This window comes from Burkholderia reimsis (assembly GCF_003294055.1).
Taxonomy (GTDB): domain Bacteria; phylum Pseudomonadota; class Gammaproteobacteria; order Burkholderiales; family Burkholderiaceae; genus Burkholderia; species Burkholderia cepacia.
This window is the reverse complement of record NZ_QMFZ01000001.1, coordinates 603,783-617,653: the sequence shown is the minus strand read 5'-3', so window position 1 is coordinate 617,653 and position 13,871 is coordinate 603,783. Positions and strand designations below refer to the sequence as shown.

Below are 13,871 nucleotides of genomic sequence, written 5' to 3'. Positions count from 1 at the left end.
GAGAGCAGTCTGGATCGGGCGGACTGAATAGTCCTAAACCGCGTCTTAATTCACTTGATCGATGCGGTGTGCGCGCGGGCGCGGCCGCGCGGTTTCAGCGACGGGCATCGACGGCGGGCGTCAGCGGCGCTGCCCCTGCAGTGTCGGAATCTGCGCGAACAGCCCGGCGAGCCAGTCGACGAACACCTTGAGCTTGACGGGCGTATGCCGGTTGGGCGGATACAGGATCGAGATCGGCCGCGGCGGCGTGTTGAAATCGGTCAGCACCTCGCGCAGGCGCCCCGATTGCAGGTACGGCTCGACCAGGTACAGCGAGGTCTTGATCAGGCCGATGCCGGCGACGCCGCATGCGATATAGGTGTCGGCATCGTTGACCGCGACGGTGCCGCACATCTGCACGATGCGCGTTTCGCCGTCGACGACGTAGTCCCACGGCCGCGGCCGGCCCGTATCGGCCGACATGTGGCTGACCGCGATGTGCTGCGCGAGATCGTCGACCGTCTCGGGCGCGCCGCAGCGTTCGAGATACGCGGGCGCCGCGCACGTGCAGGTGGTCAGGCTGCCGATCCGTTTCGCGACCAGCCCCGAGTCGTCGAGCGCGCCGATGCGCACGACGCAATCGACGCCTTCACCGACGAGGTCGATCTGCCGGTCGGTCACGCCGAGTTCGACCGAGATGCCTGGATGCGCGGCGAGAAACTCGGGCAGCGCGGGCACCATGATCTGCTTGGCCATCGCCGGCGGCAGGTTCACCTTCAGGCGGCCGCGCGGCACGTTGCGCGCCTGCGAGACGGCCGCCTCCATGTCGTCGATCTCGCGCAGCACGCCGACGCAGCGTTCGTAGTAAGCCTGCCCGTCCTCGGTCAGCGAGATCCGGCGGGTGGTGCGGTTCAGCAGCCGGCAGCCGAGATGCTGTTCGAGCGTGCTAAGCAGCGCGGAGACGCGCGGCGTCGTCAGCCCGGTCGTGTCGGACGCGCGCGTGAAGCTGCCCGTCTCGACGATGCGCGTGAACACGCGCATCGAAAGCAAGGTATCCATCGTTCGGAAATCTCCAGCCTGTTCGTTGCCTGCGCCGGTGCATGCCGGCGCGGCTTGTATGTCGGGGTGCCGCCGCTACGCGTCGATGCGCTTCCTGAGCCCGTCGCCCGCGAACGGCATTTCGCGCATCCGCTGGCCGGTCGCATCGAAAATCGCGTTGGCCAGCGCGCCCGCGGTCGGCCCCATCGACGCCTCGGCCGCGCCGAGGAACGGCGCGCCCGGGCGGTTGATCAGGTGCACCTTGATGCTTTGCGGTGCCGCGCGGAAACGCAGGATCGGGTAGCTGCTCCAGTCGAAGCTGCGGATGCGCTGCGTATCGTATTTCAGCGCCTCGTACAGTGTCCAGCTTGCGGCCTGCACGATGCCGCCTTCGATCTGGTTGCGGATGCCGTCCGGCGACACGACCTGGCCCGCGTCGACGGCCACTTCCGCGCGGTCGAGCGTCACCTGGCCCGTTTCCGGCACGACCGTGATCTCGACCGCCATCGCGACGTAGGCCATCAGGTTCTTGTATTTGCCGAACGAGAAACCGACGCCGCGGTTGCGTTCGCGCGGCGGCCGGGGCCAGCCGAATTTCGTCGCGGCGAGCTTGATCACCTGGCTCGCGCGGTGATCCTGCATGTGCCGCAGCCGGAATTCGACCGGGTCGACGCCTGCGGCGTGCGCGAGCTCGTCCATGAAGCTCTCGATCGCCCACACGTTGGTGTGCGCGCCGAGCGAGCGCATTGCGGAGGTCTGCAGCGGCATCGTCGGCGAGAAGTTGTTGACGATGTGCATGGTCGGCAGTGCGTACAGCGGGATCGCGTTGCGATCGCCGCCGCCCTCGGGCTGCAGCATCGGCGTCGACGGCGCGGGCACGAACGGCGGCTCGAGCATCCGCGCGGGCAGCAGCCGGCCGGCATTGACGATCCGTTCGTTGTGCGAGCTGCTCCACAGCGCGTAGTTCCAGTCGACGATATGGCCGCTCGCGTCGAGCGACGCGCTGAGCTCGGTGACCATCGCGGGCGTGAAGTGGTCCCACGTGTGTTCCTGCTCGCGCATCCATTGCACGCGGATCGGCTTGCCGGGCAGCGCCGCCGCGATCAGTGCCGCATGCGCGGCCACGTCGTCCGCGCCGTTGTGCCCGTAGCAGCCGGAACCCTCGGTGTGGATGCAGCGCACGCTCGCCTTCGGCATCGACAGCATCTCGGCGAGCGCGTCGCGCAGCGGATACACGCCCTGCGAGTGGGTCCACACGGTCAGCATGCCGTTCTCGAGATGCGCGACCGAGCACGACGGCCCGATCGAGCCGTGCAGCAGGTAGTTCTTCAGGAACGTCGCGGACAGTGTTTTCGTGGCCGGCGCTGTGTCGCCCTTCGTGTTCGCGATCTCGATGCGCTGCGTAGCGATCCGCTTCAGGTCCTGATGCACGGTGCCGCGCTCGGGCAGCGCGCGGCCGGGCGACCAGCGGCTGCCGGCGGCCAGCGCGCGCTGCGCGACGACCGCCTGCCATTCGCCCTGCGCGACGACCGCGAGCATGCTGCCGTTGCGCACGATCCGCACCACGCCCGGCATTTTCAGGATCGCGGCTTCGTCGAACGACAGCAGCTTCGCGTCGTACACGGGCGGCATCACGACACGCGCGTGCAGCATGCCGGGCAGTTCCATGTCCTGCACGTAGCTGACGCCGCCCGTGACCTTGTTCGGAATGTCCACGCGCGGCAGCGACGTGCCGATCACCGAGAACGTGGCCGGCGGCTTCAGCGGCGACGTCGGTGTCGCGCTGCGGTGCAGGTCGACCGTGCGCACCGCGTCGCCGTAGCGCATCGTGCGGCCGTCCGGCGCCTTGATCACCGCGTCGGCGACGGTGAGCGTGCGCGGGTCGACGCCGAACTGCTTCGCCGCGCCGTCGACCAGCAGCCCGCGCACCTGCGCGGCCGCGTTCAGCAACGCGGAGCCGCTGTCGGCCATCGTGTGGCTGCCGGCCGTCAGGCCCTCGTCCGGCGACGCGCCGGTGTCGGCGGTCAGGAACGTGATCAGCGAGGGCTTCATGTTCAGCTCCTCGGCCGCCACCTGCAGCAGCGCGGTCCGCACGCCGGTGCCGAGCTCGACCTTGCCGGTGAACACGGTGACCTTGCCGTCGGGCGTGATCTTGATCCACGCGTCCAGCAGCGGGTTGGTCTTCAGGCTGCCGGCCAGCGTTTCGGTCGCCTTGGCGACGTGGACGGCGGCGCCTTCGTCCGCGATCACGAGCTGCGCGGCGGCACGCGTGACCGGCGCGAGGCTGAACGCGACGAAGAGCGCGCCGGAAACCATGAAGTGCCGGCGGCCTTCGTCGATGTCGTCGGTTGGGTTCATCAGAGTCCCTTGCTGATCATGACGGGCGCGGCGGCCGGTTCCGGGTCCGGCAGGCCGGCGACCTGGCGGATCGCCGCCAGGATCCGCATGTGCGTGCCGCAGCGGCACAGGTTCGGTTCCATCTGGGTGCGCAGTTCGCGTTCGGTGGGTTTCGGGTTGCGCTCGAGCAGCGCCTGCGCGCGCATGATCATGCCCGCGATGCAATACCCGCACTGCGCGGCCTGGTGATCGATGAACGCCTGCTGAAGCTTGCCCGGATGCGCGGCGCTGCCGAGGCTTTCGACGGTCCGCACGCGGCGCTCGCCGAGCGCGGACACCGGAATCAGGCACGAGAACATCGGCTTGTCGTCGACGATCACGGTGCATGCGCCGCATTGCCCGAGGCCGCAGCCGAATTTCGCGCCGTGCAGGTGCAGGTCGTTGCGCAGCGCGTACAGCAGCGGCGTGGACGGATCGATGTCGAGCGTGTGCCGCACGCCGTTGACGGTGAGGGTGATCATCGCGCGCTGTCCTCCTTTCTGAGCTTCGCGGCCAGGGTGTCGACGCCGCTCCACGCGGGACGATCGGAATATGCTTCCCGCAGGTACGCGGCGAGATCCGCGATCTGCGCGTCGTCGTACTGGTCGATGAACGACGGCATGTAGTTCAGCGTGTCTTCGCCGTGCCAGCCGATCCCGTTGAACATCATCTGGATCGCGTTGCGCGGCGTATCGGCGGCGACGGCCGTGCTGAACGCGAGCGTCGGCCGCTCGCCGATCGACTGCATCGGCGCTGCCGGCCCGTGGCACTGCGCGCACGACGCCTGGAACAGCACCGCGCCGCGCTGGCCGGCGGGCGTCGTCGGGCCGTGTCCGGCACCGGCCGTCGCGGGCCGGGCGGCCGCCGGCTTCTGGATCGACAGGATGTACGTGGCGATCGCCTCGACGTCCTCCTGCGGCACGGTCGCGAGATCGCGCGTGACGGGCAGCATCGGGCCGGCCGCCGCGCCGTGCTCGCTCGCGCGGCCGGTGCGCAGGTAGGTGACGAGCTGCGCCTGCGTCCATGGCTTGACCGCGCTGCCGAGCGCATTGAGCGGCGGTGCCTCCCAGCCGTCGACGATGCCGCCGTCGAACGCCTTGCCGGCCTGTTCGCCGCCGATCGCATTGAGCGGCGAATGGCACGACGCGCAGTGCCCGAGGCCGTCGACGAGCAGCTTGCCGCGATTCCATTGCGCGGATTGCGACGGGTCGGGCCGGTACGCGCCTTCGCGCAGGAACAGTACGTTCCAGAACGCGACCAGCGGCCGGAAGTTCAGCGGAAAGATCAGGTCGTTAGGCGGCGTCTTCGTCCGAACCGGCTCGCGGGTCATCAGGTACGCGTAGGCGGCCGTGATGTCGTCGTCGGACATCCGCGTGAAGTGGATGTACGGAAATGCCGGGTAGAGCGGATGGCCGTCGCGGGCGATCCCGCTGCGCAGCGCGCGGGCGAACGCGTCGCGCGACCAGCGGCCGATGCCGGTGTCGGCATCCGGCGTGATGTTGGTCGCGTAGATCGTGCCGAACGGCGTCGCGAGCGGCAGCCCGCCGGCGAACGGCTGGCCGTCGTTCGCGGTGTGGCACACGACGCAATCGCCGAGCGCGACCACGCGCGCGCCGGCGCGAACGAGTTGCGGATCGAACGACGCGCGGGCGGGCGGGTCGATCGGCGCGATCGACGGCTTGAACATGATGCCGATCGCGACCGCCAGGCCGACGACCGCGATGCCGGCCGCGCCGAACCAGAGTCGTTTGTGCTTCATGCGCGCTCCACGCGAACCGGTTCGCCCGCGATCGTTCGAGCGGCGGGGCAATGGCGCGGATGCCGGCCGCGCGCGACGGCGCGGGTTCGGCTGCCGCGGCACGCGGGGCTGGATGGAAGGTCGGGCTCGCGCGTGCCGGCGGCGGTCGTTCCGGTCGGTGCGGCCGGATGACGGCGGCGCATCGCCGGGCGATCCGGCCATGGCGAGGCGGCCAGGTGGCAGCGGTTCGCGGCGGAGATCATGTCGTTGCTCCAGGTGTGGGGAGGCCGTGCGGACAATGACGCAATCGCGTCATCGTGCGCGAGGCGGATGATGGAGGGCAGTCTACGCGGGCGTCGGCGGCATTTCCTGAAACTGCGCTGAAACGTTCTGAACCCCGCTGCGGCCCGGCCCGGCGCGGGCGCCGCTGCGTCAGCACGGCGTGCCGAGACCGAACGCCGCGGCCAGCTGCGGGCCCTTCTCGAGCAGCGACGTCACTTCGTCGCGCCGTCGCGCCGACCATTGCGCGAGGCGCGCGACGACGTCGGTCGCGTCCGCCGGCAACGCTTCGGCGAGCGACACCGCATCGCTCGCGGCCTTCGACGTGCCCGATGCGGTATGCGGGCGCACGGTGCACGCCGCATCGCCGATCAGCGCGACTCGACCATCGACGAATGCGGGGCTCAACGCATCGAAAATCGCCTGGTTGAACGGCATGCGCGTCGCGTGCACCAGTTGCGCGAGCAGGGCCGGCAGGCGTTCGCCGGCGAGTTGCCGCAGCGTCGCGACGACGTCGTCGGCGAGCTGCCCCGGATGCACGGACGCGTGATGGACGTGGCCGGCCCGATCGGTCAGGTGGTGGCGCAGCGCGTCGCGATCGGCTTCGTTGCGATACCAGAGCCAGTTGAAGCGGCGCGTGCCGGGCACGAGCGAGCCGTCGAGCGCGGGAATCAGGAACGCCATGAACAGCTCGCCCGGCGCCTTGTGCAGCGTCATGTTCTCGACCAGCGGCGCGATCGACGCGGCATCGAAATCCGCTTCGTCGACGATCCCGCGCCACGCGAGGTAACCGGCGAACGACGGCGCATAACCGGGAAAGAGCTGCGCGCGCAGGGTCGAGCCGGCCCCGTCGGCGGCGATCAGCACGTCGGCGCGCAGGCGCTCGTCGCCGAGGTGGACGTCGACGCCGTCCGCGTCCTGGTCGAAGCCGGTGACCGTGCAGCCGTACCGGATGCGCCCGTGCGGCAGCGTTTCGCACAGCGAACGGTAGACGGCGTCCCACGACGAAAACGGCAGTATCTCGGGCTCGTCGCGCGTGACGATGCCGTTGCGATCGATCCAGCGCCGCCGGTGCGTGGGCACGCTGATCGCGTGGCGGCAATGCCGGCCATGCTGTTCGAGAAACGCCATCATCCGGCGCAATACGGCCACGCCGCCGCCCTGGCCGCGCAGCGGCGACGGCGAGCGTTCGCAGACCGTCACGTCGTGTCCGACGCAGTCGAGCGTCAGCGCGGCCGCGAGACCGGCGATCGATCCGCCTGCAATGACTATCTTCATCGTGGGTGACTCCGGTGTGCGGCCGGTGGCGTGCGTCCCGGCCAGGCGTCGTGATGCACGGCGCCGCGCGCCTGCGGCCACGGCTGCTGCGGATCTTGCCATGTCCGGCCGCGGGCTGCGCCGACGGTGCAAGCGCGCCGGGCAGGCCGCCGTGCGCCGGCCCGACTGCTAGATCCGCAGCAGCTTGCCCGCATTGCCGCCGAGGATCATCGCGCGCTGCTGCGCGCTCAGGTCGACACGGTCGAGAAAGCGCACCGGCTGCTCGTAGCCCATGTCGAAACAGTAGTCGCTGCCGAGCACGAGCCGGTCGACGCCGACGTTCTCGATCAGGAAGTTCAGCACGGGGCCCGAATGCGACACCGTGTCGTAGCTGAAGCGCCGCAGGTAGCTGCTGGGCTTCTGCGCGAGCCGGCGCGTTTCGGGCCGCACGGTCCAGCCCGCGTCGAGGCGCCCGACGAGGATCGGCAACGCGCCGCCCGCGTGCGGCAACGTGATCTCCAGCGTCGGGTAGCGGTCGAGCACGCCGCCGAGGATCAGGTGCGAGCCCGCGATCGCGGTATCGAACGGGTTGCCGAGCAGGTTGCTGAGGTAGAAATCGCCGAGCCGCGCGCCGCCGACCGTCTGTTGCGGATGCAGGAACACCGGCAGGCCCAGTTGCTCGATGCGGGCGAACACGGGTGCGAACAGCGGATCGTCGAGATCGCGGTTGTCGATGTTGGTGCCCATGTACACGCCGCGCACGCCCGGCAATTGCGCGGCGCGTTCGAGTTCGTCGATCGCGTCGGCCGCGTTCAGCATCGGCAGCGTCGCGAGCACGACGAAACGCGTCGGGTGCCGCTGGTAGACGCGCGACGCCGACGCATTCCAGTCGCGCGCGAGCTTCGCGTTGAACGGCCGGTCGCCCCAGTACGCCATCGGCACGCTGAGCGACAGCGCCTGGACGTCGACGCCGGACGCATCCATGTCCTTGAGCCGCGCATCGATGTCGATGAACTTCATCGGCAGCGGGCCGAGGCCGCCGGCGGGCGTGCGGAACGTGAACGAGGTGTCGTCGCACACGAACGAGCCGCCGAAGCGCTTGCCTTCGCCGCCGACCAGGTCGCAGAAGCTCTCGGGGTAGTAATGCGCGTGGATGTCGATCGAGCGCGGCCGGTGCGGCGGCAGCGCGGCCGGGGTGCCGGCGCTGCCGGCGGCCGACGCGGACTGTCCGGCGACGGCGGTGCCCGCGAACGCGGCAAGCGCGCCTAGCAGGCGGCGGCGTCCCGGCGACGGGCAGCAGGTGCAATTCAGCATGGTGTCTCTCATGGAGTATCGAGGGTGCGTGACGTGCGGTTCAGCCGCGTTGCGTGATGGTCGTCGAGATGCCCGCCGTGAGGCCCATCTCGCACGCGACGAGCTGCGTGTCGAACTGCGCGCGCTCGCGGTGCGCGCGTGCCGACCGATCGGTGACGGAGAACAGGACGACGCCGGCGAAGGCCGCCGCCATCGAGAACAGCGCCGGGTATTCGTACGGATAGACCGCGTGCGCATGGCCGAGCACCTGGACCCACACGGTCGGGCTCAGCACGGTGAGCGTGACGGCCGTGGCGAGCCCGAGCAGGCCGCCCAGCACCGCGCCGCGCGTCGTCAGCCCGCGCCAGTAGATCGAGAGCAGCAGCACCGGAAAATTCGAGCTGGCCGCGATCGAAAACGTGAGGCTGACGATGAACGCGATGTTCTGCTTCTCGAACGCGATGCCGAGCAGGATCGCGAGCACGCCGAGCACGACGGTCGTGGCGCGCGCCACGCGCATTTCGTCCCGGTCGGACGCCTGCCCCCGCCGCAGCACGTTTGCGTAGAGGTCGTGCGAGATCGCCGACGAACCCGCGAGCGTGAGCCCGGCGACCACGGCCAGGATGGTCGAGAACGCGACCGCACAGATGAAGCCGAGGAACACGTTGCCGCCCACCGCATGCGCGAGGTGGATCGCCACCATGTTCGCGCCGCCGGCGATCGCGCCGGACGCGTCGTGGTACTGCGGGTCCGACGCGACGAGCGCGATGGTGCCGAAGCCGATGACGATGATCAGCGCATACCCGATGCCGACGATGCCGGTTGCGTAGAGGATGCTCTTGCGGGCCGCCTTGACGTCGCCGACCGTGAAGAAGCGCATCAGGATGTGCGGCAGGCCCGCGGTGCCGAAGATCAGCGCGAGGCCGAGCGACACGGCCGAGACCGGATCGGACACCAGCCCGCCGGGGCGCATGATCGCCGCGTGTTTCGGGTGGACGAGAATCGCCTGCGCGAACAGCGCGTCGAGGCTGAAGCCGAAACGGCTCAGCACCATGATCGCCATGAACGCCGCGCCGGCGAGCAGCAGCACGGCCTTGATGATCTGGATCCAGGTGGTGGCCAGCATCCCGCCGAAGAACACGTAGACGACCATCAGCACGCCGACGACCAGCACCGCGACCGTGTAGTTCAGGCCGAACAGCAGCTCGACCAGCTTGCCCGCGCCGACCATCTGCGACACGAGATACAGCAGTACGATGACGATCGAGCTCGACGCCGCGAATGCACGGATCGGCCGTTGCCGCAGGCGATACGACACGACGTCGGCGAGCGTGTACTTGCCGAGGTTGCGCAGCGGCTCGGCGATCAGGAACAGGATGATCGGCCAGCTCGCGAGAAACCCGACCGAATAGATCAGCCCGTCGTAGCCGCTCGTGAACACCAGCGCGGAGATGCCGAGCAGCGACGCGGCCGACATGTAGTCGCCGGCGATCGCCCAGCCGTTCTGGAACGCGGTGATCTTGCCGCCCGCCGCGTAGTGGTCGGCCACGCTGTGGTTCTTGCGCGCGGCCCAGCGCGTGATGAACAGCGTCGATGCGACGAACACGACGAACATGCCGATCGCGACCGGATTGTGCCCGTGCGCGAGCGCGGCCGGGCCGGCCGCGAACGCCGGTGCACAGCCGCAGGCGGCGAGCAGTGCGGGGAGCAGGCGTTTCATGATGCGTCTCCGTGGCGAAGGGCCGCGACGACCGTGTCGTGCCCCGCGTTGGCGCGGAACACGTAAAGCGCGACCAGCGCGAACGTTGCGACGAACATGCCGAACCCGACCGGGATGCCCCACGGAGTCGGCCGGCCCGGCACGATCGGCGCGCCGAGCAGCGTCGGCGAAAACGCCAGCGTCAGGATGAACGCGAAATAGAGGGCGAGCATGACGAACGTCAGCGACCAGGCGAACAGCCTTCTGCGCCGGACGTGTTCGCGAAAGCGGGCATCGCGCAGCAGCGGATGCGTGGCGTATGACGGTGCGGCCGGTTCGGGCGCGGTGCCGGCGGTGGCCGGAAGCGGGTGGTTCACGGTGTCTCCTTCTCGTCTGGAATGGCCTGGCATGGCTTGGCTTGGCGATGGGCGCCGCGCGGGTCGCGCACGGCGCCCGTGCATGCTCAGAAATGCGGCGGGACGGCGGTTTCCCGCATCACGACTTCCGGCGTGCGATAGCGCTCGGCCATTTCGCGCTCGGTGTCGTTCTTCAGTTGCGCCTGCATGTAGGCGCCGAGGTGGCGCGCATGCTCCACGATCGCCGCGCCGAACGCCGTGCGCGTCTCGCTGTATTCGCCCAGCGCGTCGAGCGTGTCGGCGCGCGTGGCGAGTGCGGTGACGAGCGCGAGGGCATCGCCGGCGGCCTTCGTGACACCCATCCCGCAATGCGGCCGTGCGACGAACGCGGCGTCGCCGAGCAGCGCGATCCGGCCGAACGCCATGTTCGGCACTTCGAGGTCGTAGATCGGCTGGAACAGCGGCTGCGTAGCGCGTGCGACGACCTCGGCGAACTGCGGCGCCAGCAGCGCGTGGGCGGCGTCTTCCATGTCGTCGAGCACCTCGCGCCGGATCAGCGTCGGCGGAATGCCGCCCGCCCACAGCTTGCCGGTCGCGTCGGTGAGCAGGTTCGGCAGGTCGGTGTCCTCGCGGGTCGCGCGATACCACACGAAGTTGTAGCGGCGCTCGCCCAGCTTCGTGCTGTTGCCCTGGCCGGCGACCGGATAACCGAGGATCTGTTCGTGCGGCGGCAGGCCGAACGCGAAATTCCCGAACAGCGTCGCGTGGGTCGCCTCCGACAGCCCGGGTTCGTCGACCAGCCCGCGCCACGCAACGTAGCCCGCATACTGCAGCCGCGCGTCCGGCAGGAATTTCTCGCGGATCGCCGAGCGGAAGCCGTCGGCCGCGATGACGAGGTCGGCATGCACGACCGAGCCGTCGGCGAGCGTGACCGACGCGTGCCCGGGGCCGTCCGCGACGTCGGTGACGACCGCGCCCGCGCGGTAATGCTGGTCGGGCAGCGCCGCGCGCAGCACGTGGTACATCTTGCTCCACGCGGTGAGCGTCTGCGGCATCCGGCGTTCCGATACGACGGTGCCGTCGCGGCCCAGCGTGATCCGCGACTCGACCTCCACGCCGATCGATGCGTCGATCCGCACGCCCGCGGCGCGCATCACGTCGAACAGTTCGGGGTGCGTGACGATCCCGGCGCCGCGGCCCGACAGCGCGTCGGGCACCCGTTCGAACACGTCCACGTCCCAGCCGTTGCGCAGCAGGAGATTCGCGGCAAACAGGCCGCCCAGCGAGCCGCCGACGATCGCGGCCTTGCGTTTGGTCGAAGTGCGGTGGTTCATGTCAGTCTCCGTGTGCTTGCGAGTCGCCGGCCGGTACGGCGGCGGGCAGTGCCAGCCCCGCGACTTCGGCGGCGGGGAAGTTGAGTTCGATCGTCACGCCGGACGGGTCCTCGATGAACACCTGGTGCAGCCCGAGGCTCGGCACGGTGCGATCGCGCCACACGACGTGTTCGGCGCGCAGCGTGTCCCACATCGCCTGGACGCCGGTCGCGAGGAAGGCGATGTGGTCGACGGTGCCGGTGCCCGACGCCGGCAGCGTCTTGTCGCCGAGGTAGGCCGCGAGCCCGTCCGGGTTGGCCGGGTCGACGCCGATGATGTGGACCGTGCCGTAATCGCTTTCGTCGCCGCCCTTGTAGAGCCATGCGCCGGGAAAGTCGAACGGCGGCCGGTAGCCGCGCTTGAAGCCGAGCACACGTTCGTAGAACCGGCACGATCGCTCGAGATCGAGCGTGCGGATCGAGTAGTGCGCGAGTCTGGATACCGTCATGACGAACCTCTTGTTTATCGATAGATAAGTTATCGTTCGATAAATACTAGTCGAAAAATGCGGCGAGAAGAAGCCGCGATCGAACCGTGTATACCCTCGGTCGAAAACGGTGCCGGATGCCGGTGCGCGGCGGGTTACGGCGTGATTTCGCCGGCCATCACGTCGTCCGCGTAGCACCAGACCCAGCGCTCGCCGGGCTCGATCGAACGGGCGAGCGGGTGCGTCGTTTCATGAAAATGCCGGCTGGCGTGACGGTTCGGCGACGAGTCGCAACAGCCGACATGCCCGCAGCTCAGGCACAGGCGCAAATGCACCCATCGGCTGCCGGACTTCACGCATTCCTCGCAGTAGTCCTTGTCGGTGTTCAGGATGCGCGCTTCGCCGAGGTGGGTGCAGGTCGTGGCCATCTGCCGCTCCGATGCCGGCGCAGGGGGCGCTCGCAGCGCGGCCGGCGCGAAGCTGCGAGCGGGGGAACACGATTCATTGTGGACGGCGCGCATCGCGCGCGGACCTTAATTCTTATGAAACATGGCGGCCGTGGCGACGATGACGACTACAGTCACACGTGCGGCCGGCGCGGGAACCGGCCGGGATTCGACACGCGGTCAACGGGAGACGCTCATGGCGCAGTCGCAGCATGTCAAGGTCATCGGCCTGCCTCACAGCAAGGAGGCCTACGCGATCCGCGACTTCCTGAAACGCGGCGTGGTCGAGTACGAATGGTGCGAGCTGACGTCCGACACCGATTGCGTGCGCGAGCTGGGCATCGCGCCGCTGCGCGACGTCCGGCTGCCGGTGGTCGTGTTTCCGGACGGCACGTGCATCTACCAGCCGACGCTGCCGGAGATCGCCGCGAAGCTCGGCTGGGTCTCCCGGCCACGCTTCATCGAGTACGACGTCTCGATTTACGGCGCCGGCCCGGCCGGCCTGTCGGCGGCCGTCTACGCGGCGTCCGAGGGCCTGCGGGCCGTCGTGATCGAACGCGACGCGATCGGCGGGCAGGCAGGCACGAGTTCGCTGATCGAGAACTACATGGGCTTTCCGGACGGCATCCCGGGTGCCGAGCTGGCCGAGCGCGCGCGCCAGCAGGCGGTGAAGTTCGGCGTCGAGTTGCTGATGATGCGCGAGGGCGTGCATGCGACGTTCGTCGACGGCAAGATCCGCGTCGACATGGCCGACGGCTCGATCCTGACCGCGCGCGCGAACATCTGCGCGACGGGGATCGAATACCGCAGTCTCGGCCTGCCCGACGAATCGAAGTTTCTCAACGCGGGCCTGTATTACGGCGCGGGATCGAGCGAAGCGCCGATGTGCGAGGGCAAGCACGTGTTCATCGTCGGCGGCGGCAATTCGGCCGGGCAGGCCGTGATGAACTTCGCGCGGCACGCGCGCGAAGTCACGATGATCGTCCGGGGCGCGTCGCTCGCGGCAACGCTGTCGCGCTACCTGATCGACCGGATCGAGCGCATGCCGAACGTGACGGTGCGCTACGGCACGACCGTCGACGCGCTGCAGGGCGACGGCCGGCTCGAGGCGATCGTGCTGCGCACGGAAGACGGCGCGCGCGACGTGCTGCCGGCCACGCACCTGTTCGTCTGCATCGGCGGCGCGCCGAACACCGAATGGGCGCGCGACACCAACATCATCCGCAATCCGGGCGGTTACCTGGTGACGGGCAGCGACCTGTACGACTGCCCGGACTTCGCGCGCGTGTGGCCGCTCGAGCGCCGGCCGTACTACCTGGAAACCAGCGTGCCCGGCTCGTTCGCGGCGGGCGACGTCCGTTCGGGGTCGGTCAAGCGGGTGGCGTCGGCGGTCGGCGAAGGGGCGATGGCCGTGACGTTCGTGCACCGGTTCCTCAGCGAGGACGCACACCGGCCGAGCGGAACCTGAAGCGCGGGGCGGGCCGGGCGGCGCAGCGGTGCGGGCTCCGACGTGGCGGGCCGCGCCGCGACGATGACGACGGCGACGGCAACGGCGCTCATGCGGCCACCGTGTTGCCAGCGTCCGTGGCTTGCGTGACCGCACGCACGTC

At 69.4% G+C, this 13,871-nt stretch carries 13 protein-coding genes; 1 reads left to right on the top strand and 12 read right to left on the bottom strand.

Features of this window, described 5'->3' with window-relative positions; translation table 11 throughout:
- Positions 1-120: 120 nt before the first annotated feature.
- The 12 genes from DPV79_RS02685 to DPV79_RS02635 all read right to left on the bottom strand — a co-directional run bounded on the left by DPV79_RS02685 (position 121) and on the right by DPV79_RS02635 (position 12,243).
- The gene (locus DPV79_RS02685) at positions 121-1,038 is read right to left on the bottom strand and encodes a LysR family transcriptional regulator (protein WP_021158262.1); all 918 of its coding nucleotides are present in this window, start codon (positions 1,036-1,038) and stop codon (positions 121-123) included.
- A 75-nt stretch (positions 1,039-1,113) separates the two neighbouring features.
- Positions 1,114-3,375 (bottom strand): xanthine dehydrogenase family protein molybdopterin-binding subunit, encoded by a 2,262-nt coding sequence (locus DPV79_RS02680; RefSeq protein ID WP_060088742.1) that lies wholly within the window; start codon positions 3,373-3,375, stop codon positions 1,114-1,116.
- On the bottom strand, positions 3,375-3,875 hold the full coding sequence (locus DPV79_RS02675; RefSeq protein WP_021158264.1) for a (2Fe-2S)-binding protein: 501 nt from the start codon (positions 3,873-3,875) through the stop codon (positions 3,375-3,377). Before DPV79_RS02675 ends, DPV79_RS02680 begins: the two co-directional genes overlap by 1 nt.
- The gene (locus DPV79_RS02670; protein WP_113044684.1) at positions 3,872-5,152 is read right to left on the bottom strand and encodes a c-type cytochrome; all 1,281 of its coding nucleotides are present in this window, start codon (positions 5,150-5,152) and stop codon (positions 3,872-3,874) included. The genes DPV79_RS02675 and DPV79_RS02670 overlap by 4 nt, the downstream gene beginning before the upstream one ends.
- Positions 5,149-5,394: a hypothetical protein gene (locus tag DPV79_RS41920; RefSeq protein ID WP_021158266.1), complete on the bottom strand. Its 246-nt coding sequence runs from the start codon at positions 5,392-5,394 to the stop codon at positions 5,149-5,151. The genes DPV79_RS02670 and DPV79_RS41920 overlap by 4 nt, the downstream gene beginning before the upstream one ends.
- Before the next feature lie 169 nt (positions 5,395-5,563).
- Complete coding sequence (locus tag DPV79_RS02665; RefSeq protein WP_113044683.1) at positions 5,564-6,688, bottom strand: FAD binding domain-containing protein; 1,125 nt, start codon at positions 6,686-6,688, stop codon at positions 5,564-5,566.
- A gap of 168 nt (positions 6,689-6,856) precedes the next feature.
- A complete protein-coding gene (locus DPV79_RS02660; protein WP_048027037.1) occupies positions 6,857-7,981 on the bottom strand; it encodes an amidohydrolase family protein in 1,125 nt (374 codons plus the stop codon).
- 40 nt (positions 7,982-8,021) lie between these two features.
- Positions 8,022-9,680, bottom strand: coding sequence for a cation/acetate symporter ActP (gene actP / locus DPV79_RS02655; protein WP_113044682.1), 1,659 nt, complete (start codon positions 9,678-9,680; stop codon positions 8,022-8,024).
- Positions 9,677-10,036: a DUF485 domain-containing protein gene (locus tag DPV79_RS02650; protein ID WP_113044681.1), complete on the bottom strand. Its 360-nt coding sequence runs from the start codon at positions 10,034-10,036 to the stop codon at positions 9,677-9,679. Before DPV79_RS02650 ends, actP begins: the two co-directional genes overlap by 4 nt.
- An 86-nt stretch (positions 10,037-10,122) precedes the next feature.
- Positions 10,123-11,349 (bottom strand): FAD binding domain-containing protein, encoded by a 1,227-nt coding sequence (locus tag DPV79_RS02645; RefSeq protein ID WP_113044680.1) that lies wholly within the window; start codon positions 11,347-11,349, stop codon positions 10,123-10,125.
- Position 11,350: 1 nt separating this feature from the next.
- Positions 11,351-11,836, bottom strand: a complete 486-nt coding sequence (locus tag DPV79_RS02640) for a VOC family protein (RefSeq protein WP_113044679.1) — start codon at positions 11,834-11,836, stop codon at positions 11,351-11,353.
- Between the two features lie 134 nt (positions 11,837-11,970).
- Positions 11,971-12,243: a ubiquitin carboxyl-terminal hydrolase 14 gene (locus DPV79_RS02635; protein ID WP_027792630.1), complete on the bottom strand. Its 273-nt coding sequence runs from the start codon at positions 12,241-12,243 to the stop codon at positions 11,971-11,973.
- Between the two features lie 214 nt (positions 12,244-12,457).
- Between DPV79_RS02635 and DPV79_RS02630 the strand changes: the two genes are divergently transcribed.
- Entirely contained in the window at positions 12,458-13,729 is a 1,272-nt protein-coding gene (locus DPV79_RS02630; protein ID WP_113044678.1) for an NAD(P)/FAD-dependent oxidoreductase, read from the top strand.
- The last annotated feature ends 142 nt before the right edge of the window (positions 13,730-13,871 follow it).